Origin of the sequence: Polyangium jinanense, assembly GCF_028435265.1 — a bacterium.
GTDB classification, from domain to species: Bacteria; Myxococcota_A; Polyangia; order Polyangiales; family Polyangiaceae; genus Polyangium; species Polyangium jinanense.
Genome location: NZ_JAGTJK010000007.1, coordinates 291,911 through 318,276 on the forward strand (window position 1 = coordinate 291,911; position 26,366 = coordinate 318,276).

Sequence of the window (26,366 nt, forward strand, 5' to 3'; positions counted from 1 at the left end):
CTCAGAGCGGCGCGACCTTCACCCAGAACCGCGGCTCGTACGTGAAGAGCGTGTTGACACTGCCCGACCCCATGATCCCGAAGCCGAGCGGGGTGAATCCGATGGCGAAATGCGAGGTGAGCGGGAAGCCGAAGCCGAGCTGGAATCGCGCGCCGAACCCGTTCGCGGGCTCGAAATAGGCCGAGTCGAACACCACGCGCGAATAAAACGGCAGGGCCGTGAACTCGATCTCCGAGTACCTGCCGAGCCCCGTCACGAACCGGATCGGCACGCCGATGCCCCATTGCGCCGCATCGCTCGTCCCCACGAAGCGCCCTTCGAGGCCGACCTCGAAGCGCTGCCGGGGCCCTGTCGAGATGCGGTACGTCGCTTCGAGATCCACGAGCGCGCCGTCCTTCACGGCGAACCTGCCCGGCGCGAAATACCCTCCGCCCGCGAGGCCGATCCCGAAACGGAGCTTGTTGTAATCCTTCTGCGGATCCGCGGGCTTCTCCTCCGGCGGAAGCTCCTCGGCCGGCACCGACTTCACGCCCGCCTTCGGCGGCGTGGCGCCCTGCGGAGGCGGCGGATACGGGTAGGGGTACGGATACGGGTACGGATAAGGCGCGGCGCCCTGCGGCGGCGGCGGATACGGGTAGGGGTACGGATACGGCGCAGCGCCCTGCGGCGGCGGCGGATACGGATAGGGATACGCCGAGCCCTGCGGCGGCGGAGACGGCTGCGCCTGCTGCGCGGGCGGCGGCGGGGCGCTGGTTTGTCCCGCCGGCTGCTTGGGCGTCTGCCCCGCCGGCGCCTGCGTGGTTTGTCCCGCCTTCGCCGGTTGCGCCGCGGCCTCCTCCGGCACGACGAGCGCCGCCGCTGCCAGCATCGCCGACGCCAGGGACAACCGCGGGCCCTTTCGGGCGAGCAGAACCGCCGCGCCCACCGCGAAGAGCAACACGATCGACACGACCTGCGCCGAGCTCAAGGGCCCGTACGTCCCGCGCGACGCGTCGCCGCGCAGCATTTCCACGAAAAACCGCCCCGTCGCATAAAGCGCGATCCACGTCCCGAACGCCCGCCCGTCGCGCCGCGGCCCGAGCAGCCATAGCGAGGCGATCGCGCCCGCCACGAGCCCCACCGCGGCCTCGTAGAGCTGCGTCGGGTGCACGGGCAGGCTCGGCGCGCCGTGCGGCACCCAGCCGAGCGACGCGTGATCGAGCGCCGCCGGGCTTTCCGCCGGGAAACGCACCCCGAACAGCCCCGCCGTCGGTTTGCCGTAATCACACCCGGCGAGGAAACAGCCCGTTCGTACGAACCCGTACGAGATCCCGCAAAGCGGAACCGCTCGATCCAAAAAAGGCAGCGCCTTCGCGCCCCCGCGGCGCAGCACCCAGGCCGCCGCGAGCGCCCCCATCAAGAGCCCGCCATACGCCGCGCGTCCCGCGTGGAGCAGCGGATTCAGGGATCCCGCGGCGATCGCCTCCGGCACGGCCCGCAGCCATTCGAAGACGTAACCCCCCGCGAGCGCCCCGGCATAGGCCGCGACGAGCGCCCGCCCTTCGAGTCCCGCGTCGGCCCCGTCGCGCCGCGACAGTTTTTGCGTTGCAACCGCGCCGAGCAGCGCTGCGAGCCCGACCATCACCATGTAATCGGGCGCGAGCCACCCGGGCAGCCCGTTGCGCTCGAGCCAAGCCACGATGAGGGTTCTCATGGCCGCCTCCGACGCGAAAGGAGATACAGATACGCGACGGGGAGCGCGAGCCAGAACGCTGTCCCGACCGGCGCGGGCAGGGGCGACCGCCCGGGCCGCCGCGCGACGGCGCACTGGCTGCCCTTGCAGTTGTTGTTGCAGTCCTTGCAGTTCTGGTTGCAATCCGAGCAATTGTCATTGCACTTCGAGCAATTGTCGTTGCACTTCGAACAATCGTCGTTGCAACCGCCGCACGAGTCGCCCGAGCAACCCCCGCAGCTCGACGAGCTACTGCCGCCCGACGGCTCGCCCGAGAGGCTCCCGTCCGAGAGGCATTGCTGGAGCAAGCTCATGCAGCTCTCGCTCGCCAGGAACGCGAGCGCGTCGTCCCGCGTCGTCACCGGCAGCGCCGCGCAGATCGATCCGCCCGACTCCACGCACGCCCGCACCCCATCGATGTTCATCAGCGCGAGCACGCAGAGCGCCGCCGCGTTCGCCTCCGCCTGGTTCACCCACGTGCACTCCGCATTCGCGTCGGAGAACGTCGGATCCGTCACGTCGTGATCACACGTCCCGCTCGCCGCGCAGCCGCACGTCGTCTGCACCTGCAGCGAGCACTCCTCCAGGCTGTCGGGCAGCTTGTACGGATTGAAATCGACCGACAAAGGCTTCGATCCCGGCCACTCCGGCATCGGCACGACCGCGGGGACGGGCACGACCTGCGCGCCCTCCTCCTCCAGTGCCGCGAGCGCGACGAGCCACGACGCATTCACGTAGACCTTGTCCTCGAAGGCCCAGGCGCCCATCGGCAGACCCGTGGTCCGCACGATCTCCTTCGCCTCCGAACGTTTCGCGAGGTCTTGCACCCAGCGCCCCGCGCGCCCTTCGAGCGCCGCCTCTTCGAGCGCCGCGGTCACGTTCCCCGGGCGCCCCCGCATCTTCGGCGGCCCCTCGCTCGCGACGCCGGTCTCCTTGGCTTCACGCGCTTCGAGGTGGAGCTCCGCGCCCTCTCGCTCGATCGCGCCGAGCACGAGCGCATCTTTTCCTTGCTCCTCGCGCTCCTCGTCGGCGGCGCTCGCGAGCGCGTCGATCGTCGTGATGTCCCGCGGCGGGATCACGAGCCGCTCCTCCACGGGACCGATCCCGGCCTCTTCCAGCCGCTGCGCCACTTCGCGTCGCGTCTCCTTGGGCAGCGACGCCATCACTTCGGGCGCTGCGCGGAGCGCGTCTCGCAGCGGAAGCGCATCATAAGGCGGCGCCTCCTCCCCGCACCCCGCGGCGAGCAACGCGGTCACGGCCAGCGCCCCGCACCTCCCCCAAAGCCTCCCCAACCTCCCCATCGTCGCCCCCTTCCGTTTCCCGGGCGATCCACGAATATCAGACCCTTTACCGCGCGCCAAGCCCCTCCCGAGATCGTGATTCTTGCTACGCGTCGCCCCGCGTCAAAATCATGTCGGTGGCCAGCCCACGCACGTTTTTGCAAAGCTACGCAATCCGTATCGGCCCCTTCCGGGCCGGACTGCGAAAATGGCGTGGCACCAGGCGTGGGCGGAGCGGCCTGCCCATTGCGGTCGCCTTTCGGAGGTCCCGCTACGTGAAAGACCGCCGCCCCGACGCCCGGCCAAACCAGTTCTTTCGAGGATCAATCCCCGAGGCCGTAAAGGTCGATTCCTGGGGCGTTGTGCTCGATTAACGCCGCCGCTCGGCCCGTGCGCGGGCCTCTTCCTCGCCCATCTCCGCCTCGGCGAGCGCCTCCTGCTCGGCCGAATGCGGAGGCACCCGCGCCCCCGTCCCCACACGAACCCGCGGCGCGCCGATACGCGCGCCCATCATGTCCTTCACGTAATACCGGAGCGTCCCATCGTCGTCGACCTCCAGCGTGACCCGTCCATCCGGCCGTTTCGCCATTTCCGTGAGCCGGGCGTCCGCCTCCGCCTCGGTGATGTTCACGGCGCGCGCGAGCTCGGCCGGCGTGACCGATCCGGCATTCCGCCGCGCCACCGCCAGGACCGCCTGCTCGTGCGCCCCGCGCTCGCGCTCCTTGCCCGTCTTCCAGAGCAAGCGGCCGCCCAGGATGAACAGGAGGCCGAACAGCACGCTCATGCCGCCCAGGAACCCGCCGACGATCCACGCGACCGTCACATTCAGGAGCCCGATCAGCCCCCCGAGCGTACCCGCCAGGAGGAGACCCGTGATCAGAATGACCCAGCCGGCCACGCTCGCCACGCCGCCGCCGATCTTGGACGGCTGGCCCGCGACGTTGACGGGCGTGTCCTCCAGAAGCGAGCGAGGCGCGCCGCAGGCCGTGCAATACGCGCGAGCTCCTCGCACGATGGTGGGCGCATCCTGACGGCAGTTCTGGCATCTCATCGTTCTGGCTCCGACTCCTGGCGGCCGAACATAAGACTCGTCTTTCCCGTTGTCGCGGGGAAAGCAGCCAGGCGACGGCCGAGCCGTTCAGGCCCGCTCAGGGCGCAGGCGGATGCACGAGGATCCGCTGGGTCTGCTTCCACGACACGAGGTCGGCCGTGCGCACGGTCGCCGAGACCTCCCAGCGCAGCTCGTTGTTCGGCGCGCCAAACGAGGGCGGCGCGCGCAGCGGAATACGAAACATCTCCTGCACCACGGTCACGTGTCCCGGCGGCAAGCGCAGCCGCGCCCGATCGACCGAGCGCCGCTCGCCGTGCAGCGAATGACGATAATGCCGCGGCTCGTCCGGCTCGCTCGACGGGCGCACCACGACCTCCTGCGCCGCGAGCGAAACGATGATCTCCTTCAGCACCTCGGGCCGGCCCGGCTTGAACGAGACCGACACCGTGATCACCTCGCCCGCCCGCACGATCTCCGGATGCACCGCGAGCTCGGGCGGGCCGAGCCGTTCGCGCAGCGTGCGCCGCCGGAGATGCGCGAAGAGCGCCGAGAGCCCACCGACGAGCAGGACCAACGCGAAGACCCGCGCGAACGCCCCCGCGCGCAGGACGAGCAGCGCCGCGCTCGCCGCCGCGAGCGCCACGCCGACGATGGGATGCTCGAGCGTCTTCGGTTCGTCACGCTTGCCGAGCGAAGCGTCCGGCAAGGGTCCGGGGTTGTACACGAGCGCATGGCGCGACGGCGCCGTTCGATAACTCGTCGCCGTGAGCGCGCGCGCCTCCTCGGTCCACGGCAGGAGCAGAATGCGCGCCTCGACGCGCTCGCGCGACGTCCAGCCGAGCTTCGCCTCGACGCGCAACGTCCAGCTCACCGTGAGAATGTGCCCGTGGTACGTGAGCGGGCCGGCCGGCGCGGGAATCTCGAACGGCACGAACATCGGCTCGTCGGCCGGGAGCGCGAGGCCCGCGGCGAGCACGAGGGGCGCGCCGCGCACGGCATAAGGTTCGCCGCGGCTCTCGACGTCCCAATCGAGCGAGGCCACGAGCTCGTCGCAGCGTTTGCTTTCGGGACAAACGATTTCCACGCGCCCGGTGATGAGCTCACCGGGCCTGTGGACGGCATCGCGACGGTCGAGGTGGAGGGTCAGCCGGGGCGACACGGCATGGCCCTCGTTGCCTCAGAAGCGCGCCGAGACGCTGGCGCCGAAGCCGAGGAAGTTCGGGCTGATGAAGGTGCGGAGCGCCAGCGTGCCCTCGCTCGGGTCACGCTCGACGTACGTGCCGTTGTTGTCGCGCACGTACTGGAGCCACAGGAGCGCCGACATGATGGACGAGAGGTCCCATCTCAGGCTCGCGCGCGCCTGGAAGATCGGCACCGAGCCCTGGTTGACGGGCAGAATGGCGATGTTGCCCTGCTCGCGCACGACGACGGTGCGCGAGATGGGGGCGTCGGACTGGTCCACCGTGGAGGTGGAGAACGTCGACGGGAACTGGAGGCCCGCGCCGAGCCCGAACGTGAGCCGCGGGGCCGGGATGTGATAATCGGAGGCGACGGCCAGGAAGAACTCGTTCGCGGTCGCCGCGTCGTTCGGCAGCGACTGGAACGGAATGTAGCTTGGCTGGTTGCGCAGGACGTACGGCAGGTCGCGATAGATCGCCGTGAAGCTGCCGCGCAAGAAGCCGGACTTCACGTTCGCCTGCACCGCCGCGGCCCGTGCCTGCTGGTACGTGGTCCCGCCGGCGACGTCGAAGTCCTTCACGCGTTGCCAGAGGTTCGTCCCTTCGAGCGCGAGCGACCACGTCGTCTTGCCGGGGTTATAGACCTCCGGCTTGAAGATGATCATCGGCTTGTTCGGATCGTTCCGGTACAGCGCGAAATCGATCGACTGCGGCACCGGCGTGGTCTTGTCGTGGAGCAGGATGCGCATCGAGGCGCCGGCCGTGTGAATGCTCTGCCCCGCGACGTCGGGCAGATCGAACTTGCCCTGCTGGAAGAAGCCGCCGCCGACGTCGATGTGGAGGTAATCGTTCACGTCGACGCTGCCGCCGCCGAGCACACCGTAGTTCGTCTGGCCGATGCGGATCTCCTCGACCTCGCTCGTGCCCGGCGTCAGCGTCTGCTCGACCTGCACGATCGTGGCGGTCTTCAGGCCGAAATACACGCTCCACTTGTCGCCCGTGTATTCGATCTTTCCGCCGGGGGCGCCGCCCTGCACGCGCGGGAAGATCGATTGATTGATGAACGGGTTCGTGCCGCCCCAGGAGATGTCGTAGAGGTAGCCGAGGCGGAAGCGGTCGGTGTCGAGCGGCCAGAGCGTCACCGAGATACCACGCTTGCCGTTCTTGTCGCCGTCCGTGTGATAGAAGGCGCGGATGAACGAGCCGGCGTCGTAGAGCGATTGATTGAGGTTGTTCGTCGCGCGCGCGAGCGAGGCGAGGTCGAAGCGCAGGACCATCGACGCCTCGGTATCGAGGCCCTTGATGAACCCAGGCATCTTCTTGTAGAGCGCGAGGTGCGTCAGGTTCTCGCGGCCGGCGAAACGCGAATTCAGGTTGTCGAAGAAGAGCCGGTACGTCCGCCGATCCCCGATCGACAGGTTCGGCGAGAGCGGCTGCGCCTGCCCCGTCTGGTGCAGCACGTCGTCGTCGCCCATGACCCACGTCAGGCGCGTATCCATGAAATCGCCGATACGCACGGACGGCGGATTGTTATCGACCGTCTTCACCGGCCCCGGCTCGGCCAGGAGCACGGGCACCGCGGCGGGCGGCGTAGGCTTCGGCGTCTCGACGGCGGCGGGAGGCGCGGGCGGGGGCGGCGGCGGCGCCTCGGTCGTCGGCGGAGGCGTGGTCCCGCCGGGGTTCGTCTCCGCGGGCTGGGGGGTTGTCCCGCCAGGCTGTGCCGCCGGATCCGTCGGCGGAACCGGCTGGGCAGACGCGCCGGCGGCCGCGAGGAGGAGGGCAGGGATCAGGGCCAGGGGAGCGCCGGCGGCCTTGCGGAGTCGCATGCGGGAATGCATGAGCTATCGAGGGTCCTTCAGTTCGAGCCTTGATCGTTGTCGTCGATGGTCCGGAGGCGTACGCAGGCTTTCGTGGACGGCACGGTCGCTTTCACGCACCCCTGCGTCTGGCACACGAGATCGTCCGAGCAGCGCGTCTCGACGGTCCAGTTGAGCGAGCCTCCCGAGAAATTGCGGAGCGTGCCCGTGACGGCGTCGAGCGTCTCGCCCTTGTGCCCCGTCGGATCGAAGCCCGCCGCGGTGCCGGTCTGGATCTGGATCTGCGTGTTCCCTTTGAAGACCTTGTAATTGCCGCGCGCCGAGTACGAGGTCCACTCGGTACACTCGGCATCCGCGGCGCAGGCGTCCGAACACGCGCCCTCGGCCTGGCTCTCGAAATCGACCTGGCCGTCGCCGTTGAGGTCACAATTCGAGTGATCCGCGTCCGGAATGTTGTCGACCACGGGCTTCGGGCCGAACTTCGTGGCCACACGGAACCCTTCGATCCGCACGAGGCCGGATTCGAGTTTTTCCATCGCGTCCGCGTTCCCGATCGTGGCGTCGTCGAGCACGGTCGGCTCGGGCACTTCACACGTCTCCTCGCCCTCGAGCGGGTAACTCACGACGTACGAGGGGAACGAGAGCTCCGTGAAGCCGAAGAACTCGACCACGGTGCCCGTCAGGAACGTCACGCGGTCGCAAACGCGCATGCCCGGCGGCGTGGAGAAATTGAACGCGAAGATGTGGTTGTACCCCGTCGCCGCTTCCGACAGGTCCGTCACGTAAAACCCGTCGCTCGCCACGCGCGTCACGACGAGCGGCTTCGGCCGGTGCGTGTTGATCTCGATGGCCTCGTACGGGAACGGCGTCGCCGCGCCGAGGCCCTGGATGTCGCTGATGCGCGGGAGCTCGTAATGCACGGGCGGCGAGATGCCGGCCGCGAACGTGCCCACGTCCTCATTGTCGTCGTCCGCGAACGCGCAACCGGGATCGGCGGGGAAATCGATGAGCACGTCGCCATCGTCGTCCTTGCCGTTCGAACACGCGGGCTTCTCCCCGAGCGGCACGGGCGTATACCCGAGATCGTCGATCCAGAGCCGCGCCGGGCCATACACGGCCGTCACCGTGGCGACGCCCTTCGCTTTGCCGCCCACCATCTTGATGTTCCGGCCCGCCGCGCCCTCGCCCGTGACGCCGAGGACGGTGCCCGGCTCGACGCTGACCCGCACGGTGCCATTGAAATCGACGGGCTCACCATAAGGCGAGCGCGCTTCGATCTCGAACGCCCACGTATCCTCGCGATCCCCGCGGTTCGCAGGCAGCGGCGTGTCGTCCGAGGGCGCGTCCGCGCCGTTCACCTGCGTGATCACCACGCGGAACGTCGACGCGCCGCTCGGCAGCGGGACCTGATCAGAGCAGGCGGCGAGCGCGAGGAGCGAAGCGAGGCCGAGAGATGCCCTCTGCGGAGCGGTGAAAAACTTCATTGCCCGACCATCCGGATGCGACCATCGGAGAAGTTTCCGATGTAACGATCCACGCAAGCGAGGTACTTGCAGGTCTCGCCCGCCGTTCGGCAGGGCGCGAGCTCCCGCTCGCATTCCCGCTCGATCGCGGCGGACGGCGCATTCTCGCAGACCGACCGCTGGAACGCCGCGATGTCGTTGCGGCAGGCGCGGAGCACACACGTCCCGCTCGAGCAGGGGCGCGCCGGGTCGGAGCTGCAGACGTCGCCCTCGATGACGGACTCGGGGCAGGCGCAGACGAAGTCCTTGTCGAGCTTCTCGCAATCGGCGTCGACCTCGCAGCCGATGGGCTCGTCGTGGTCACACACGCCGTCGTTCGTACACGTGGCGGCGAGCCCGAGGAGCGAGGAGCACTCGTCCGATTGGCCGTTGCCGTTCAGATCGGCGGGGCAGGGGGGCCGGATCGTGCAGGGGTCGCCGGCGCGGATGTAATCGATGAGCGCGTCGCGCTGCTGGATCTGCGTGTCGAATTGCGTCGTGTTGCGCTGCAGGACGCGGAAGCCGCTGCCGCCGGCCGCGAGGTAGTTCGACGTGGCGAGCTCGTAGCTCGCGAGCGAGTCGAACGGCTGCCAGCAGACGCCGCCCTCGACGTCGCAGCTCCCGAGGCCCTTGTCGGGGCATTGCGCGTCGCTCGTGCAGGGGACCTTGGGGTTGCGCGCGCCGATGTAGATGTTCGTCGCGACGCCGGGCGGGCTGTCGGGCGTCTTCTGCTGCGTGCAATCGACCACGATGCGGGCGCCCGCGATCTGCACCTGCGAGACGCAGCCGCGGCCCGCGGACCTGCGCGCCACGAAATCGAAGAGGTCCTGCACCTCGACGCCCGAGAGCTGCATCTTCGAGATCGAGTTGTCGAACGGGAAGATGTTGTACATCTGCTCGACGGTCACCGGCCCGGGCACGAGATCGGCGCGGATGCCCGTGGTGTTCGTCAGCGAGAAATCGGTCTGCACGCCGAGGCGCAGCCACATCGCGGTGGAGATCATGTTGCCGAGCGGAGAATCGCCGCCGCTCGTGGAGAACCGCCGCGACCCGTCCCGCGCATACCCCACGAGCAGGTCGAGGTTCGCCAGCGCGTCGAGGCTCTGCGAATACGGCTCGAGCGTGGCGAGCACGAGCGGATCCTCGGGCACGTCCTCGGTGACGGGGAAGAGCCTATAATCGTTGGAGATGACCTCGAACCCGTTCGCCGGGTCGTATTCGGACTCGCCGCCGTTCTCGCCGGGGAAATCGACCGGGTCGTTGGAGAGGATGAGGTCGAGCCGGCCCACGTACTTCGCGAACGCGCCGGAGTGGGAGAGGACGACGTCGCGCGGCCGGCAATACCTGCGGATCTTGCCGCCGCCCGCGTTCGGGTCGTTCAGCTCGATGTAGTAGCTGTTCACCTCGGCGTCGTAATTGGCCGAGCAATCCCGCACGCGCTTCGGCGGCTGGAGCACGATGTGGTTGTGCCCGCCGAGCACGACATCGATGCCCGTCGTATTCTGGATCATGCGCTCGTCGACCTCGAGGCCGAGGTGCGTGACGAAGACGACGACGTCGACGATGGGGCGGAGCAGGTCAGTGTAGAACTGGGCGACCTCGACGGTGTTGAGCGGGGTGATCCCGAGCCGGTTCGGCGCGTCGAAGATCGAGGTCATGCTCGACAGGTTGCCCATGCCGATGAGGCCGACGCGCAGTCCGTCGAGGTGGTAGACGGTGTAGGGCTGGAGGACGGCGCCGAGGGGCGAGGCACCAGGCTGCGCGGGGTCTTCGAGCAGGTAATTGGCGGCGAGGACGGGGAAGCTCGCCCAGTTCTGGAGCTGGATGCCGAGGTTCAGGGCGCCACGATCGAACTCGTGGTTCGCGACGAGCATCGCGTCGGCGCCCATGGCGCTGAGGGCGCGTATCTCGGCTTCGCCGGAGAAGAAGTTGAAGACGGGCGCGCCCTGGAAGCAGTCGCCGCCGTCGACGTGGAGGACACGCGAGGCGCGCGCCCGTTCCCTGCCGACGATATGCGAGATCCGCGCAGCGCCGCCGACGTTGGCGATGCTGAGCGCCTCGCCGAGCCCGAGCCCGGAGTCGACCTGCCCGAGCTGGAGGTTGTACGGATAGAGGCGCGAGTGGATGTCGGAGGTGTGGATCAGGGTCAGGTGGGTCTGACCCTTGAGGCGTGGGGTGGGCGCGGACTCTTCACAGCCCGAGCCCAGGGCCAAGGTCGCGACGAGGGGGGCGGCCAGGAGGGGAGCCAAGAAGCGTCGGAAGCGCATCGAGCGGGCGTAACCTAGGCAGGATGCCCCGCGTGGCTCAAGGGAAAAACGTGGTAGGTGAACACACCATAGAAGGGCACGAGCCAGGGTTCGCCCGGACGCCCGCGAAAAACGGCGGGGTTCGAGGTGCCAGGCGCGAGCCGCGCCGCTGTGCGTCGTGACGAAGAGGGGACGTCACGGAATCGTCACCCGGGAGCGCTTGACAAACGGGACGGTTTGGATCTTGCGAACGGGCGAGGAGGCGGGGGAGCGCTCAGGCGTGGCTCGGGGCCTTGGCTTCCGTGGCGGGCGCGGGATCGGTTTCGGTGCGCGCTTGCTTGTTCTTGCGGCGCTGATCGGCGGCCTTCTTCGCGTACCGGGAGCGGTACTCCAGGGTCTTGTTGAAGGCTGCCTGTACGGACGGGTCGCCGTGCAGGGCGGTGGCGTCGACGAATCCGCCGATGCGGCTGATGTCGGCCTCGCGCGCGTCCTCGTAGTAGACCTCGCTCTCCTGGAGGACTTCGGCGAGCTTGAGGACATCCTTCTTGAGCGCCCGGATTTCGTCGAGCGTGGCTGTCTTGTCGACGATCCTCTGCCACATGCTGGTGTGAATGCCGAGGGTCTCTCCGTACTGCGGGATGGCCTTCGAAAGTTCGTCGAAGACCTCCGGAAAACCAACCTTCTCGCGCTGCGCGCCCGCGAGCTTGCCATTGGCAAGGTCCACGAGCTTCGGGCGAATCGTCGAAACGTCGATGATGCTGGGGCCCATATAGGGAGCGATCGTGTCGTTCATGAAAACCTCCATGCCCGCACCTCGATGGAAGGAGCGAGACGTACTGGGGTGAGGGCGGACTTGAGACGCCCGAGGGCGCGCTGCGATTCGACGGAAATTTGCTGTGTCGGTGTCGCGTCAGGGGCGTGGACGCGGTGGGGGGAATGCGCGGACGCGGTTGGCGAGGTCCAGGAGGCCAGGGGGAATCGCGCGGACGCGGTTACGGAGGTCCAGGGGTCCGGGGGGAATCGCGCGGGCGCGGTTGCCAAGGGTGAGGACGCGGTTGCCGAGGGTGAGGACGCGGTTGCCGAGGGCGACCACCCGATGGGGATCGCTCGGACACCGTTGCAAAGGGCGAAGACGCGGTTGCCGAGGGTGTGGAGGCGGTTGCCGAGGGTGTGGAGGCGGTTGCCGAGGGTGTGGAGGCGGTTGCCGAGGGTGTGGAGGCGGTTGCCGAGGGTGTGGAGGCGGTTGCCGAGGGTGCGGAGGCGATGGGGAACCGATCGGACAGCGTTGCCAAGGGTGCGGAGGCGATGGGAATCCGCGTGGAGGCGGTAGCAAAGGGTGCGCAGGCGATGGGGAAGCGTGTGGACGCGGTTGCCGCGGGCGAAGTCGTCATGGGGACTCCCGTGGACGCGGTTGCCGAGGGCGAGGAGGCGATGGGAGGAGGCTCGGGCACGGTTGCCGAGGGCTCAGGCACGGGGAGCGAACCCCTCGGACGGGTTGCCGAGGGCTACGACGCGATCGGGGGGGCTGCGCGATCCTCAAGTCGACGGCTCGCCGCCGCTTCGCTTGGCCATGAGCTTGTCCCGGAGCTCGTGGAGCTCTTTGAGCTTTCGATTGAGCTCCACGCTGGTTTCCCCCGGGGGCCGCAAGGGTTCGTTGCACGCTTGGAGCTTGCGCTCGATCTCGGCGATCCACGGCTCGACCACGGCGAGCGCCGCCTCGGGCTCGTTGCTCTCGAGGCAAGTCTCCACGTACATCATTGGATACATCCAGCTCTTGTCTCGGCCTACCCGGACGAACTCGTCCCAGGCGTCCCGGCAGGCCTGGAAGGGCGCGCGAAGCTCACAAGCTGCCCTGAGGATCTCCTCGGCGGTCCTTGCCTTGATAGCGCCAACGCAATCCTCGAACGCCTCGCCTTCGCCCGCGCGCGCCACGAATTCCGCCTCGACCCGTCGGTAACCGGCCGAGATGTCGGCGAAGCTCCGATTTTTCGAGTCTCTGAAGGTCTTGTAAGCGGCGCGGTGCGCTTTCCAGAACTCGTCGTAAAGCTCGTCGGCCTGCTCTTCTTCAGGCGTCATCGGGGGGGCTGCCTCGTCCTCGCGGCGGGTCTCGAGCCACGGGACAACCTCGCCCCGTTTTTGGGCTTCGAGCGCGGCCCGGAGGTTCCCCAGACGCTCCAGCTCGTTTTCGTAAAGGCGCGCGGGATACTCCACCCCGCTCCCCTTCGTTTCCTCGAGCAGACTGTCGAGCTTGGCGAGGAGCGGCTCGAGCACCGCGAGCCCCTCGTCGGGCCGCTCGTCGTATGCGCAGCAATCGGCGTAAAACCAGGACATCGAGCACTCGAGGTCGATGCCCGAGAAGCCGAGGCGAACCAGATCGTTCCAGGCATCGCGGCAGACCTCGAAGGGGGGACGCTTGTCATGGGCGAGGTCCAAAATGGTTTCAGCGATGCGCCGTCTCGTTTCGCGCACATCAAATTCGTCATCGCCTGCGCGCGCCACGAACTCGGCCTCGAGCTTACGGAAGTCAAGGGCGGCCTCGGCGAAGGTGCGGGTTCGCTGTAGCGACTTGATCAAGAGCTTGCTGTGCGCCTGCACGAACACACGCTCCTCCGGGGTCATGGTTCTCTTGGGCTTTAGTTGTTCCATTTGTCATGCCCTTCATATTTGCAGGATTCGATTCCCCAGCTCATGGGGACGGTTTCTGGCCAATCTTTCGTGACCTCGCACGTTACTCGACACGCATTGCAGAGGGATGACTTCCAATGGTCCCCAAGTCTGTCGGCGATGCTGGCGTCATCCATACACCCCTCATAATGGTCCACACACGTCGGCTCGTCCTTCTTCTTCGGCTTCTTCCTCTTCGCAAACGCCTCCGCCGCCCCCGCCGCGACCGTCGCCGTGACCGTCACGCCGACGGCGATCGCGAAGGCTTCGATGATGACCTCGGTGAAGACGATCGTGACGACCACGATGGTCACGACCTCCCCGATCGGCCCCCGATCCGGCATCGCCTGCCCGTTCGCCGCGACGGACGTTCGCAAGCTGCTCCTCGCGAGGACATCTTCGGGCAGCCTCATCCCCCGCAGAGCGATCCGCATGCAAGCGCCGACCTCCGGATTGGGCTGGCCCGTCGTCTGCACCTCCACGACACGCCCTTCCTGGTCGACCTTCACCGAGGCGTCGAGCGTGTAGTATCCGGGCTCGATGGTGCCGCTGAGCTCATCCACACACTCCCTGAGGCGCTCTGCGGTGGCTTCAGGGACGCGCGGCCGGTCATCGGGCAATGAAGAACGGTAGATCCTCGCTGACGAGCAGCCAATCGGGATGAGCGAGAGCGAAAGGCAACCGAGAACGCCCAGGGAGAGGAGGGGTCGCCAGCGCGGACGTCTCATTTCTGGATGGGAGCAGAAATACCGAACTCATGTCAACGCAGCGCGTGTTTCGCCGGCCATGAGCGCGGCCCACACGTGCCCGAATGGATACACGTAATTGAATAGCCTTTGGAGGAGCGCCCGGCGTTCGAGCGCCACGAGCGGCACGGGCGGAACGATAACGAAGGGGTCGTTGCCCAGCCGCAAGCGTAGGTACTTCCGTGCGCGGAACAGCGCCGTATTCTTCGTGGAGCCATCAAGTTCGGCGTAATGGATCCGAAGATTGCCGATGAATTCGGCATGCCGCACGAGGCTCTTCATGCCCTGCCGGAGCAGCGTGCTTTTCTGGACGCGCGAAGAAGATGGCTCGTAGAGCAGGAGAAGGAATTTATCAAGACGTTGAATCTCGAGGTGAGCGATAGCGAGTCGTGAGGACCTGAGGGGCCACCTCATCACGCCCGTCCGCCAGATGGCTTGCTGCGACGAGCGGGGACTGTTTCGGGCTGTCCGGCGAGCCCCGACCTCGCCGTCCAGCTTCTAGCACTCCTGCATATACGTCTCGAACGCGCCGCCCCGCGCCCGCACCCTCTCACTCCGTCACACAGCGCAGATCGTACCTGACGGCCTCGACGTCCTTCCCAATCCACGACGGGAAAAAAGCAAAGTCGAGTTGCCCGAGGTCCTCGCTCAGACGAATCTCCGCGAGGTCGCCCGTCTCGACGCTGCCCGACGTGCCTGCGAATGAAATGCGGATCTTGCCGAGGCCCGTGCCGTCTTCGACGAGGCCGACGAGCTCGTACGTCTGCTCGGGGACGGGCTGGGACGTCCCGTAATAGAAGGCCGTACATGCCTCGAACAGGCACATCGCCTCGTACCGCCCGAGCGTGTCGAACGTGATTTCGACGGGATACTCTTCGTAGGGAACCCACCCCGCCGGGGTCTTCGCCATCCCCCGCCACTGGGCGGCGAACCCATACCGGAGGAGCCCGACGGCGTCGCCGGGCGCGGGCGCGGCGAGCGGGTCGCGGCCGCACGGGGGCGGCGTGAGATCGGGCGGATCGTCGGGCGGAGCCTCGCGGTCGATGACGACCTTGCCGCCGCAGCCGAGGCACAAAGACGCAATCGAGGCGGCGAGGCCGGCGAGCCGCGCGGCGAAGGAGAGAGAGCCCATGGCGGATTTCCTGGGCGCCTCAGCACCCCTGCATGCACATGTCGAACGCGCCGCCCGGCGTCGGACTCGCAATCTCCGCGCATGACGCGTTCACGATGCACGCCGATTCACACGCGTATTTGCCCGTGCATTTGTTCGGGTCCGGGTCCGAGCAGACGAAGTTGCATTCGTCGCAGAGCTTTTTCGCCGCGGCGCTGCACTGATTGCCGCCGCCGCACTCCGCGAGCGCGTCCTCTTCGATGTCGCAGCCGTCGAACGCGAACTTCTCGCCGTCCTGGCACTCGGCCTCTTTTTCGACGCACACGAGCCACGCGTCGTACTGATCCGTGCAGCCCTTGCTCTCGGCCAGCGTCACCGTGCTCTCGATGTCGCCGATGCAATCGTCGCGCTCGGCCTCGGTGCAACCCTCGCACGCGCACTTGATGTCGCAGATGTCCGAGGCCCCGGGGCTGCAGCCGCCCGCCGATCCGGCGAACGACACGAACCCCATGCCGAGGGCGAGCCACGCGCCGAGCCTCGCGAGCGGCCGATTCTTCGTTTCCATCGGTATCCTCCTCCCCCTCACGGACCACCGCCGGAGCTCGATCCCGAGTTCGAGCAGGCGACCACGCAATTGACGTAGGGTGTATCCGGCTGCGGATTCGAGAGATCGTCGCAGCTCGCCGAAAGCGCGCAGTACGCCGCGCACTCGTCTCCGCCCGTGCACGGGGAAGCGCCGCCCCCGTTGAGCCCGCAGGACTCACGCTTCGCGCGCTCCTCCTGGCAGGCCGTCTTGATGAACGCCGCCGATCGGTTCGAGCAACCCCGGAGCGCATCCGCCGCGGCCGCGCAGCTCGACGTGATGAAGGCGCCATTGGTGCACGTTCCTTCATCCACGTAACAGGTGATGAAATTCGAATACTCGGCCGCGCAGCCGTCGTGCTCCGCGAGGCGCTCGGCGTCCTCCACGTCGTCCGTGCAGTCCTCGGTCTCGCGTTCGCTGCAACCCTGGCAATCGCAGCGCGACGCGCAATACGACGCCGTGTCGCTCTGGCAGCCCCCGCCGAGCGGGGCGAGCACGACGCAAAGCCCCGCGAGCGCCGCCGTGACGAACCCCCGAAAGGGCCCGAGTCCCCTTGTTTTTCGCACGATGTCCCCTCCTTCGTCGCCCTTTTTCACGGCGCCGTGGGCTTGTTCATGTCCTCGCAGGACATGGGCCAGTATCCGGTCACCTTCGGCTCGACGCAGGCGGTGCACGCGTTCGGGAACGTGCGCGGCGTGGTCGAGGGGCAGGGCGCCTTGATGCAGCGGATGCCGTTATCCATCTCGCCGCAGACGGGCCGCAGATCCCGGGTACACCCCGCCGCCTTGCGCGACTCCTCCGAGCACGCCTGGAACGCGAGCCTGCCCGCGGGTTTTTCCACGGGCGGGGGCGCCTCCGTTTCGGTGGGCTTGTCCGCGGGAGGCGGAGGAACCTCGGTCGTGGCGGCCGTGGGCGCCGGCTCGACGGGGACCGTGGCCGTGGGGGCCGAGCCGTCGGTCGGCGGCTGCGTCGAGGCGCAGCCGAGGGCGAGGGCCGAAGCGAAAAGAGCGAGGGAAGCCAGGAATTTCATGATGGCGGCGCGTGTCTAGCCGTTTTCCCTGGCCGCTTCAAGGCGAGGCTATACTCGGATCCATGCTCTCCCCGCGCACCCCATCCTCGGTCTTCGTCGCCCGCCGTCGCGCCCTCGCCGAGCGCTCGCCGACCCCGGCGCTGCTCGCGGCCGGTCTGCCGCCAGCGCGCCAGTACCGCGCGAACACCTACCCGTTCCGCGCCAAGAGCCACTTCCTGTACCTCGTCGGCGAGCACATCCCCGGCGCGGCCCTGCTCGTCACGCGGGACCGGCAGATCCTGTTCGTCGAGCCCGAAGCCGACGGCGACGCGCTCTGGCACGGGCCCCGCCCGTCGTTCGAGGAGCTCCGCGCGGCGCACGCCGTCGACGAGGTCCGCGCGCTCGCGGACGTCGACGCGGTCCTGCGTGATCTTGGCGCGCCCGTGGCCACGCTCCCGACCGAAGACGCGCGGAGCGCTGCGTGGCTCTCGGCCCGGCTCGTCCGCGTGATCCCGGCCTCGAGCGGGGACAAACTCGAAGCGGGCAGCCCCGACGAAGCGCTCGCCGAGGCGATGATCGGCCTGCGCCTGCGCCACGACGAGGCCGCGATCGAGCAGCTGCGCGCCGCAGGTCAGGCGAGCGCACGCGCGCACCTCGCGGGCATGCGCGCGACGCGTCCGGGCGGCACCGAGGCCGAGGTGGCGGGCGTGATGATCGGCTCGCTGCGCCGCGAGGGCTTCGAGGATGCCTACGGCCCGATCGTGACAATCCACGGCGAGGTCCTGCACAACGAGCACCACCACGGCACGCTCGCCGCGGGCGATCTGCTGCTCGCCGACGTGGGCGGCGAGACGCCCGAGGGCTTCGCCGGCGACATCACCCGCACCTGGCCCGTCTCGGGCACGTTTTCCCCCACGCAACGCGCGATCTACGACGTCGTGCTCGCAGCCCAGCGCGCCGCCGTGGCCAAGGTTCGTCCAGGCGTCCGCTACCGCGAGGTCCACGAGACCGCGAAGCGCATCATCGTGGAAGGCCTCTGCCACCTCGGGATCTTCCGCGGCGAACCGAGCGGTCTGCTCGAGCGCGGCGCGGCCGCGATCTTCTTCCCGCACGGCATCGGCCACCTCATCGGGCTCGACGTGCACGACATGGAAGACCTCGGCGATCGCGCCGGCTACGCGCCCGGCCGCACGCGCTCGAAGGCCTTCGGCGACTGCTACCTAAGGCTCGATCGCGACCTCGAGCCCGGCATGGCCGTGACCATCGAGCCCGGGTTTTACCAGGTCCCCGCGATCCTTCGCGACGCGCGGTACGTCGGCGCCGTCGGCGACGATCTGCGCCGCGACGTGCTCGCGCGTTACGCCGACGTGCGTGGCATCCGCATCGAGGACGACGTGCTCTGCACGGACGGCGAGCCCGAAGTGCTCACCTCGCTCGTCCCGAAGGACGCGTCCGAGGTCGAAGCCGCGATGCGGTCGTGAGATTCATGGCGAGGCGTCGCGCCGGGGCGCTGCCCCGGGCCCCGCGGGGGCTATTCGCCCCTCGACCCGAACCAGGGCAAGCCCTGGACCATTTGGGGAAGAACTGCGCGGTGCGCAGTTCTTCGTCCTGGGTCCAGCCCCTGGCTGGTCCGGGTGCAGGGGCGGACAGCCCCTGCTGGGGCCTGGGGCAACGCCCCAGCGCAGCGGCGTCGACATGAGACCCATGCTCAGCCGCCGCGCGGTGAGGCTACTCTCGGTACGGATTCGCCGCCTCCACGTACTTCCGCTGCGCGCGGGCCTTGTCGATCCCCTTGGGCTTCGCCGCGACGTCCTTCTTCGCGCCGGAGATCGTGCTTTCCTGCGCCGCCAGATCCTGGGCTAGCGCCTCGCCTTTGGTCCCTCCCGCCGCGCGCCTTGCCCGCTCGGTTACCTCGCGCAGCGCCTTTTCCTGCTCCGCGAGCTTGGCCTCCGCCTCCTCGGTGCGACCTTGCTCCAGGAGATCGTTCACCGCGTCGAGCGTGTCGGCCGTCCGGGTACGCTCGATCCGCGTCGCGATGATCGGATCGAGCTCTGATGCCGCTTCCCCGTCTGCGCCGATGCGCACGTCGAGCTTGCCGCTGCACGAACCTTCCCCGCCTGCCTTCCGATCGTCGAAGCGCAAGCGCACGTCGGCCACGGGCGTGATGCCTTCGGCTTCGGCAGGCACGCCGACCTCGAGCAGAAGCGTCTTCGTGTCGCCTGCGGAGAAGTTTCCGAGCGGCACCGTGATGCTCGAGCCATTCTGGGTGAACGAGCGATCGAAGACTCGCCGCAGCGTGATCCCTGAGGCGAGGTTGACGGTCACGGAGGCCGAGACGGCGACGGTCTTGCGGAGTTTGTCGGCTTCGGCGAGGAAGACACGCTCGAGCGAGGCCGCGTCCTCGATGAAGTGGTGGCGCCCGCCCGAGTGCAGCGCGATCGCGCCCATGATCTTCTGGTTGTACGACGTGCCCACGCCGATCGTGCTCACGCCGATGCCGGTGTCCCGCGCCGATCGCGCGATCGATTCGAAGCCCGGCACGTCCCGCACGCCGGCCGTCGCGTCGCCGTCGCTGAGCACGATCATCCGATCGGCCGCGCCTTCGCTCTTCCGAAGCTCCTCCACGCCGGCCTGGATCCCGCACGAGATGCATGTGTCGCCGCCGAGGGAAATGTTCTGGATCGCGGACCGGATCGCCTGGCGGGTCGAGGGGTTGACCGTGGTCATCGCGACGTCGGTCGTGGGCCGCGTGTCGAACGAGATCACGCTGACCCGGTCGCCGTCTTCGAGGTGATCGACGGCCGCGTTCGCCGCGGCGAGCGCCCGGGGAAGCCTGTCGCCCTTCATCGAACCCGAGCGATCGATCACGATCGCCAGGTGGTTCTCGGCGACGCGTTTGCCGTCCTCGGCGCCGTCGGCGTGCACCTCGACCATCACGTAGGTCCCTCGAAACACGCCCTGTTCGAGCCGCGTGTGCCCGATCCGGCCCTCCATGTGGAGTGTCGTGCCCGTGCTGAACGTCGAGGCGACCTCCGGCGTCGTCGCCGCCGGCGCGACGTCGCCGCTACGCGCTTCCGGGGCTGTGCCGAGCGTCGTGGCGCCCGAGGACGCGGGGGCGAGGAGGTACACGGACGAACCGGACACCAGCATGCCGAGGGCGCTCAGGAGGGCGACGCTTTGGACCTTCATCGGGGGACCTCGCTCGGGCGCGGCGCCGGCGTCAGCGCCCTTCGTTCGAGGCGCGCAGCATGTCGAAGCGCTCTTCTGGCGTGCTCACGGCGTGCAGTTTGCCGTGGCGGACGTCGAGCACCCCGAATACGTGCCCCGGGCAAATGCGACCGAGGCGGCCTGCGAGCAGGCTCAGCATCACGCTCGTGCGGCGCGGCGTGAGTGGCTCGCCGCGGAAGTACATCTTGATCACGTGCGGCGTCTCGTCGATCGCGAGCCCGAGCTCCGGGTTCACGTCGACCTCGTGCGCGCCCATGCGATAGCGGGTCCGCGGCGGATCGAACCATTTCATCGTCCCCGTCTCGAGGAAGCGCCGGTAGCCCTCGATCCCGCGCGCGAACACGCGGCGCTTCTTCTCGCTCGTCTCGCGGGCGACCACGGCGTCGAGCGTCACGGGCAAGAGATCCTGGCGATGCATCTCCACGATCGCGTCGCGAAGCGGATGATAATAATCGGGGGCCGAATCTCCCTTGCGCTCCTTCAGCGGATCCGCGACGCCGCCCGCGCCAGCTTCGAGCACGAAGTCGACGAATCCCGTCAACGAGATTCTATTCATGATCCCTCCGCCACATTCTTACGCCAAGCTGCTGTCCAGCGTACCGGCACACGCTTCCATACCACGGATCCCCCCGCGCCGTTGCGCCATGGTAGGTTTCCCCTGACGAAAAATGTCCGTTCGGACCCCTACAGCGGGGCCGATTCGTCCAGGTCGCCGGAAAGTCGAGCGACCACCCCTGTGAAAGCAAGTTCGCGTCAAAGCGCTTCGTACATCGTGGAGAACGCGGCGGCCTCGCCGCGCAGCAGCACTTCGAGGCGCGGATTCGGCAGGTCCTTCGCGGTGTGGAGCTTCGCGCGTGGCACGTCGAGCATCGTGATCACGTGATTCGGATAGAGGCGCGTGAGGCCGCTCGTGAGGAGCGCGAGGGCCACGGCGCTGCGCTTCGCGGCGAGCGGCTCCTGGCGGAAATACAGCTTGACGAGGTGGGGCTTCTTGTCGATCACGAAGCCGACCTCGGGGTTCAGGTTGATCTCGAGGTCACCGAGCTTCATTGCGCCGTGCGGTGGCTCGAACCAGCGCTTGTCGCCCGAGGCCAAGAACTTCCGGTATCCGGCGGCGACGTGGGGATAGATACGGCGCCTTTTGTCGTCGGTCTGCATCGCGATGACCGTGTCGAGGACGGATTCGCACTCGCCTCGCCGGTGCATGGCCACGATGCCTTCCCGGATCGGACGATAAAAATCCGTGCTCAGCTCGTCCTTGCGTTCCTTGTATTCGCGGACGCCAGTCAGCTTGGGTGTCCCGGATCTCAGCACGAAGTCGACGAAGTACGTCAGCGAGACCTTCTCCATGGGGATCCTCCCGTGGGCTCCGCTCCGGAATGTCGACCCCCCCGAGGCCGACATCACGATTTGGTATTTATCACGAACGTGATTCGAATGCTGCCCCTCGATGGAGGTCGATGCGACGAAGAATGTCCCACCTGAACCTGAGAAGTCCGCGATCAGGTGTTCGGCTTCCGCATCCAAGACGGCTTCTGTGAATCACGCGCGGACGCAATATGTCCCATGCGCCGGAAGCGTTGCGGTAATGATGTGTCGCAGAATGTCCGATTGGTCCCTCGGAGGTCCTGCGATCGGTCGTTTTCGTTCCGAGGGGTTGACGCCGCCCCTAGACCGTGGAACGGGGCGGACGGAGGAGGTTTTCGTGAAGGCAATCGTCATTCAGGGCTCGTTCGGGCTCGGCTCCCTCGCCGAGGTCACGCTGCCCGATCCCACCCCCGGGCCCGACCAGGTCGTGATTCGCATGCGCGCCGCGTCGCTCAACTATCGCGACCTCATGATGGTCAGGGGCCAATACAACCCCCGCCAGCCGCTCCCGCTCGTGCCCTTCTCGGACGGCGTCGGCGAGGTCGTCGAGGTGGGCCCCTCCGTGACGCGCCTCAAAAAAGGCGACCGCGTCTGCCCCATCTTCACGCAAGCCTGGCAGGACGGCGAGCTCGACGCCGAGAAGCTCAAGACGACGCTCGGCGGCCCCCTGCCCGGCGTCCTCTCCGAGCTCTTCGTGGCGGGCGAGTCCGGCGTCGTGAAGGTGCCCGCCCACCTCACGGACGAGGAAGCGGCGACCCTCCCCTGCGCGGGCGTGACCACGTACAATGCGCTTTTTTTCTCCGGCAAGGTTTCACCGGGCGATACGGTGCTCGTGCAAGGCACGGGCGGCGTGTCGATCTTCGCACTGCAATTCGCCCGCCTCGCCGGCGCGCGCGTGATCGTGACATCGAGCAGCGACGCGAAGCTCGAGCGCGCGAAGGCACTCGGCGCGTGGGCCACGATCAACTACAAGACCACGCCCGATTGGGACAAAAAGGCCCTCGAGCTCACGGGCGGCGTGGGCGTCGACCACGTGATCGAGGTCGGCGGCGCGGGCACGTTCACGCGCTCGCTGCGCGCCACGCGGATCGCGGGCACGGTGAGCGTGATCGGCGTGCTCGGGGGCGCGGCGCAGGAGATGAGCGTGCTTCCCATCCTGATGAAGCACCTCGAGCTCCACGGGATCATGGTCGGCTCGCGCGTGATGTTCGAGGCGATGAACCGCGCGATCGAGGCAAGCGGGCTCCGGCCGGTGATCGACGAGAAGACGTTCTCCTTCGGTGAGGCGCGCGAAGCGCTCACCTACATGGAGAGCGGCGGGCATTTCGGAAAGATCGTGCTGCGATTCTGAAGCGGCTTCGGAGCGCGCGCGTCACGGTCGTTCGAGGTGCACGCGTGTGCAGACGACCCGGAAGCCCACCCGCTGTACATTTCGCTCGGTGGGCTCGCCGGGCATCGATCCGATCGTCGCCACCGTCGCGCCGCGCGCCCGCGCCTCTGCAAGTCGCGCGCGGATGAGCGCCTGCTGGATGCCACGCCTCCGCCACGCCGGCAGCACGCTCGTCCCGTACAGCGCCACGACCTCGCCGCGCACCTCCGCGCTCCCCGCGCCCACGGCCTCGTCCCCGGCCCAGGCCATCACGCTGATCGAGCGTGGGTTTCTCACCATGCGCAGGCTCACGTCCCGATCGGCCTCCGACATGGGCGTGCCCTCGGGCCGGAATCCGCTGCTGGACACCTCGACGAACCGCTCCTCCTCGTCCGGCGAAACCTTTCGCACCACGATCCCTGCGGGCAGCGCCGTGCCGGCGATGGGATCCTCGTCCGCGGGGAGCTCCCGCGCGAGGAGATTTTCGAATCGGGTGAGCACGAACTTCCGCGCGGCAAGTATAGGCAAGAGCCCCGGATCCACGTAGGGCGAGAGCTCCATCCGGATCGGCACGCCGCGGCCCTCGTAAAATGCCTCGATTCGATCGAGATCCTCGGCCGTGACCGGCCCGGCGAGGCCGATTCCAATGACGACGTTGCACCACGAGCCCGGCCCGGCGAAGCAGGCGATCCCGCCGGCGACGCGGATGGACTCGGGCGCGATGGAGGCGAAGCCCTGCACCTGGCGGGCTTCTTCGAGTCGGGAGATGTCCTCGGCGGTTCGCATGGCGCCTCTTTATCACCGTATTGAATACGAAAACAACCGGCACTCGATCGGACCATTCCAGACCGTGATCTCCTTCGACGGCCGGATCCGCATCGCTCGCGAGATCTCCGGCGTCCCGGCGAGCAGCACCACCGTGTGCCCCGACAACCGCCGGAGCGCCTCCGCCATCCCCCGGTAGAGCTCCTCTCCTCCGGACAAACGCTCCCCGTACGGCGGGTTCGTCACGATGAACCCCGGCGGCTCCAGAGGCTCCACGTCCCGCACGTCCGCGCGCGAGAAATGCAGCCGCACGCCCGCGGCTTTCGCGTTTTGTTTTGCCGTCTCGATCGCCTGCGGCGAGACGTCGCTCCCCGCGACGAACGGCCCCTCGCTCTTCACCCGCGCCCGCGCGGCCTCGCGCATCTCCGCGATGCGCCTCTTCCGTGTCTCGTCGTGGCTCGGCCACCGCTCGAAGCCGTGCCGCTCCCGCAAGAGCCCTGGCGCCACGTCGCGCGCCCAGAGCGCCGCCTCGATCGGGATCGTCCCCGATCCGCACATCGGATCCACGAGCGGGCTTTGCCGGTCCCATCCGGAAAGACGCAGGATCGCCGCCGCCAGCGTCTCCTTGAGCGGCGCCTCCTCGATACGCTTGCGGTAGCCCCGCCGGTGCAGCGACTCGCCCGAGAGATCCACGTACAGGCTCGCTCGATCCCGCACCACGTGCACGAACACGCCCAGATCCGGGTCGTCGAGGTCCACGCTCGATCGCGCACCGAGCTGCTTGCGCTCCTGATCGACGATCGCGTCCTTCGTCTTCTGCGCGATGAACTGCGTGTGCGTGAGGCGGCTGTCCTTGCACGCCGCGCGCACCGCGAGCGTGCGCTGCGGATCTACGTACGGACTGAAATCTACGCGGGAAACGCCCTCGTAGAGCGCCTCGCCCGACTCCGCCTCGAACTCGGCGAGCAGCGCGAGCACGCGCACGGCGATGCGCAGCTCGAGGCATGCGCGCATGCCCTCGTCGATCGGGCCCTCGAAGTGCACGCCGCCTCGATCCGCGCGCACCTCGCGGAAGCGCGCCTCGCGCAGCTCGTCGCGCAGCGCGCCCTCCGTGCCCTTCGCGGCCGTCGCGAAGAAGCGCATCACCTCGCCCCGGTTCTTTCGCTCGGTTCGCATGTCGTCGGTCCGGGGCGTACGCTTGTGCAGCCCTTCGCGCAAGAGGTTGTTCGTTCCCGTGCCCCTTGCCGAACTCGCCCCGGAGGGCCTACGCTCCGCGCCCATGGCAAATCCGACTGCGCTCCTCGAGACCTCTCTCGGCAACATCAAGGTCGAGCTCTTCGTCGACAAGATGCCGATCACGGCGAATAACTTCATCAAGCTCGCGAAGAGCGGTTTTTACGACGGCCTGCATTTCCATCGGGTCATCGACAAGTTCATGATCCAGTTCGGCTGTCCGCACAGCCGCGACCCGAAGAGCCCGCGCGCGGGCACGGGCGACGGGCCGGACGGGACGATCAAGGACGAGCATCCGGCGAACGCCAAGATCTCGAACGAGCCCGGCACGCTCTCGATGGCGAACACCGGCGATCCCAACAGCGGCTCGTGCCAGTTCTTCATCAACACCGTGCACAACGATTTCCTCGACTGGTTCACGCCCGGAGAGTCGAAGCACCCCGTCTTCGGCAAGGTCATCGAGGGCATGGACGTCGTGCACAAGATCGAGAAGACCCCCCGCGATCGCAACGACCGGCCCACCACGCCCGTCCGCATGAACCGCGTCGTCGTCGAAGGCGCTTGATGTCCGTGTCGGCGCGCCCGTTCGTCTTCCTCGCGGCGCTCGTCGCGCTGGCTTCAGGTTGCGGCGGAAATCGCCCGGCCGTGGCGCCAGCCGTCGATCTCGCCGCGGGGGCTCGCGCCGCGCCTCCCGAGGCGGAGTCCGATGGCGAGGTCCTGATCTGGGGCAAGCAGGACGACGGGCTCCCGGCGACCTATCGCGTGGCGGACGACGGGCGTGTCCTCGGCGAGGAGCCGGGGATCGTGATTGCGACGAGCCGCGGCGAGCTCGTCTGGCGCGAGCGCGAGGCGGAGGTCAAGCTCGGCGGCTGCGAGGGGGGCACGCCCCCGGAAAACCTCGAGCCGGGGACCGTGACGCATGCGTGGCTCGCGCCCCGCGACGATCAGGCGCGGCAGGTGATCGTGGATCCCGGCGACGACGGCGCTGGCGTGGGCGAACTTTCGCATCACGTCGAGCTCCTCGGCAGCGTCGGGCCGTATCTGTTCGTGCACGAGGATGTGTCCGTTTTCTCCTGCGGCGCGCACGGCAACACCGTGGCGAACTTCAAGTTGTGGGACGCGGAGGCGGGCAAAGAGATCGATCTCATGCGCCATCTGCCGAACAAGGAGGCGCTCGCGCGGCGCGCCGAGCCCATGCTCGACGAGGGCGACATGGATCCGGAGGAGGCGCGCAAACACGAGGCCATACCCGATCTCGTGCAAATCTTCCCCGTGTATGGCGAGCGCGGCGGGCTCCGTATCGACGCGCAGTTCGCGCGCGACGATTGTTATGCATGCAGCGACGGCCTCTGGAGTGGGTACACGCGCAGCGTCATCCTGCCGAGCGAATCGATGCCCGAGCGATTCGCGCCCTGGTCGACCCCGCCCGTCGCCGTGGTGAAGTTCTTGCAGTCGCACCCCGGCTTCACCCTCAGGGGTTGGTCCCGGGGGTAAGGTTTTCTGCT

Annotated in this window: 24 protein-coding genes; 4 read left to right on the forward strand and 20 right to left on the reverse strand. The window is 68.0% G+C overall.

Going from position 1 to position 26,366, the window contains the following annotated elements; translation table 11 throughout:
• Window position 1 precedes the first annotated feature (1 nt).
• The 15 genes from KEG38_RS17660 to KEG38_RS17730 all read right to left on the reverse strand — a co-directional run bounded on the left by KEG38_RS17660 (window position 2) and on the right by KEG38_RS17730 (window position 16,919).
• Window positions 2-1,693, reverse strand: a complete 1,692-nt coding sequence (locus tag KEG38_RS17660; protein ID WP_272420827.1) for a prolipoprotein diacylglyceryl transferase — start codon at window positions 1,691-1,693, stop codon at window positions 2-4.
• On the reverse strand, window positions 1,690-2,967 hold the full coding sequence (locus KEG38_RS17665) for an SPFH domain-containing protein (protein WP_272420829.1): 1,278 nt from the start codon (window positions 2,965-2,967) through the stop codon (window positions 1,690-1,692). Before KEG38_RS17665 ends, KEG38_RS17660 begins: the two co-directional genes overlap by 4 nt.
• A 394-nt stretch (window positions 2,968-3,361) precedes the next feature.
• Window positions 3,362-4,003, reverse strand: coding sequence for a hypothetical protein (locus tag KEG38_RS17670; protein ID WP_272420831.1), 642 nt, complete (start codon window positions 4,001-4,003; stop codon window positions 3,362-3,364).
• Window positions 4,004-4,139: 136 nt separating this feature from the next.
• Complete coding sequence (locus KEG38_RS17675; RefSeq protein WP_272420833.1) at window positions 4,140-5,201, reverse strand: hypothetical protein; 1,062 nt, start codon at window positions 5,199-5,201, stop codon at window positions 4,140-4,142.
• Between the two features lie 18 nt (window positions 5,202-5,219).
• The gene (locus tag KEG38_RS17680) at window positions 5,220-7,046 is read right to left on the reverse strand and encodes a hypothetical protein (protein ID WP_272420835.1); all 1,827 of its coding nucleotides are present in this window, start codon (window positions 7,044-7,046) and stop codon (window positions 5,220-5,222) included.
• A gap of 29 nt (window positions 7,047-7,075) precedes the next feature.
• On the reverse strand, window positions 7,076-8,521 hold the full coding sequence (locus KEG38_RS17685) for a hypothetical protein (protein WP_272420837.1): 1,446 nt from the start codon (window positions 8,519-8,521) through the stop codon (window positions 7,076-7,078).
• Window positions 8,518-10,806, reverse strand: coding sequence for a bifunctional metallophosphatase/5'-nucleotidase (locus KEG38_RS17690; protein WP_272420839.1), 2,289 nt, complete (start codon window positions 10,804-10,806; stop codon window positions 8,518-8,520). Before KEG38_RS17690 ends, KEG38_RS17685 begins: the two co-directional genes overlap by 4 nt.
• Before the next feature lie 253 nt (window positions 10,807-11,059).
• Window positions 11,060-11,578: a hypothetical protein gene (locus tag KEG38_RS17695; protein ID WP_272420841.1), complete on the reverse strand. Its 519-nt coding sequence runs from the start codon at window positions 11,576-11,578 to the stop codon at window positions 11,060-11,062.
• Between the two features lie 743 nt (window positions 11,579-12,321).
• On the reverse strand, window positions 12,322-13,404 hold the full coding sequence (locus KEG38_RS17700; RefSeq protein WP_272420842.1) for a hypothetical protein: 1,083 nt from the start codon (window positions 13,402-13,404) through the stop codon (window positions 12,322-12,324).
• 14 nt (window positions 13,405-13,418) lie between these two features.
• Window positions 13,419-14,012 (reverse strand): hypothetical protein, encoded by a 594-nt coding sequence (locus KEG38_RS17705; protein ID WP_272420844.1) that lies wholly within the window; start codon window positions 14,010-14,012, stop codon window positions 13,419-13,421.
• Between the two features lie 192 nt (window positions 14,013-14,204).
• On the reverse strand, window positions 14,205-14,477 hold the full coding sequence (locus KEG38_RS17710; RefSeq protein ID WP_272420846.1) for a hypothetical protein: 273 nt from the start codon (window positions 14,475-14,477) through the stop codon (window positions 14,205-14,207).
• Between the two features lie 268 nt (window positions 14,478-14,745).
• On the reverse strand, window positions 14,746-15,327 hold the full coding sequence (locus tag KEG38_RS17715) for a hypothetical protein (RefSeq protein WP_272420848.1): 582 nt from the start codon (window positions 15,325-15,327) through the stop codon (window positions 14,746-14,748).
• A gap of 19 nt (window positions 15,328-15,346) precedes the next feature.
• Window positions 15,347-15,871: a hypothetical protein gene (locus tag KEG38_RS17720; RefSeq protein ID WP_272420850.1), complete on the reverse strand. Its 525-nt coding sequence runs from the start codon at window positions 15,869-15,871 to the stop codon at window positions 15,347-15,349.
• Between the two features lie 17 nt (window positions 15,872-15,888).
• On the reverse strand, window positions 15,889-16,455 hold the full coding sequence (locus tag KEG38_RS17725) for a hypothetical protein (protein WP_272420852.1): 567 nt from the start codon (window positions 16,453-16,455) through the stop codon (window positions 15,889-15,891).
• Between the two features lie 26 nt (window positions 16,456-16,481).
• Window positions 16,482-16,919, reverse strand: a complete 438-nt coding sequence (locus tag KEG38_RS17730) for a hypothetical protein (RefSeq protein WP_272420854.1) — start codon at window positions 16,917-16,919, stop codon at window positions 16,482-16,484.
• Between the two features lie 62 nt (window positions 16,920-16,981).
• On the opposite strand from KEG38_RS17730, the gene KEG38_RS17735 reads away from it, so the two are divergent.
• Window positions 16,982-18,379, forward strand: coding sequence for an aminopeptidase P family protein (locus KEG38_RS17735; protein WP_272420856.1), 1,398 nt, complete (start codon window positions 16,982-16,984; stop codon window positions 18,377-18,379).
• Between the two features lie 247 nt (window positions 18,380-18,626).
• On the opposite strand, the gene KEG38_RS17740 is transcribed toward KEG38_RS17735, so the two are convergent.
• The 3 genes from KEG38_RS17740 to KEG38_RS17750 form a co-directional block, all read right to left on the reverse strand.
• Window positions 18,627-20,087 carry a vWA domain-containing protein gene (locus tag KEG38_RS17740; protein ID WP_272420857.1) on the reverse strand — a complete coding sequence of 487 codons (1,461 nt, stop codon included), beginning with the start codon at window positions 20,085-20,087 and terminating at the stop codon, window positions 18,627-18,629.
• 31 nt (window positions 20,088-20,118) lie between these two features.
• A complete protein-coding gene (locus tag KEG38_RS17745; RefSeq protein ID WP_272420859.1) occupies window positions 20,119-20,682 on the reverse strand; it encodes a hypothetical protein in 564 nt (187 codons plus the stop codon).
• 197 nt (window positions 20,683-20,879) lie between these two features.
• Window positions 20,880-21,476: a hypothetical protein gene (locus KEG38_RS17750; protein WP_272420861.1), complete on the reverse strand. Its 597-nt coding sequence runs from the start codon at window positions 21,474-21,476 to the stop codon at window positions 20,880-20,882.
• Window positions 21,477-21,831: 355 nt separating this feature from the next.
• Here KEG38_RS17750 and KEG38_RS17755 point away from each other — a divergent pair, with 355 nt between their 5' ends.
• Window positions 21,832-22,845 carry a zinc-dependent alcohol dehydrogenase family protein gene (locus KEG38_RS17755; protein WP_272420863.1) on the forward strand — a complete coding sequence of 338 codons (1,014 nt, stop codon included), beginning with the start codon at window positions 21,832-21,834 and terminating at the stop codon, window positions 22,843-22,845.
• Between the two features lie 21 nt (window positions 22,846-22,866).
• On the opposite strand, the gene KEG38_RS17760 is transcribed toward KEG38_RS17755, so the two are convergent.
• Both KEG38_RS17760 and KEG38_RS17765 read right to left on the reverse strand, forming a co-directional pair.
• Window positions 22,867-23,649: a GNAT family N-acetyltransferase gene (locus KEG38_RS17760; protein WP_272420865.1), complete on the reverse strand. Its 783-nt coding sequence runs from the start codon at window positions 23,647-23,649 to the stop codon at window positions 22,867-22,869.
• 12 nt (window positions 23,650-23,661) lie between these two features.
• Window positions 23,662-24,804, reverse strand: coding sequence for a THUMP domain-containing class I SAM-dependent RNA methyltransferase (locus KEG38_RS17765; RefSeq protein WP_272420867.1), 1,143 nt, complete (start codon window positions 24,802-24,804; stop codon window positions 23,662-23,664).
• 103 nt (window positions 24,805-24,907) lie between these two features.
• Here KEG38_RS17765 and KEG38_RS17770 point away from each other — a divergent pair, with 103 nt between their 5' ends.
• Window positions 24,908-25,426 (forward strand): peptidylprolyl isomerase, encoded by a 519-nt coding sequence (locus KEG38_RS17770; protein WP_272420869.1) that lies wholly within the window; start codon window positions 24,908-24,910, stop codon window positions 25,424-25,426.
• Window positions 25,426-26,355: a hypothetical protein gene (locus KEG38_RS17775; RefSeq protein ID WP_272420871.1), complete on the forward strand. Its 930-nt coding sequence runs from the start codon at window positions 25,426-25,428 to the stop codon at window positions 26,353-26,355. Before KEG38_RS17770 ends, KEG38_RS17775 begins: the two co-directional genes overlap by 1 nt.
• Window positions 26,356-26,366: the final 11 nt, after the last annotated feature.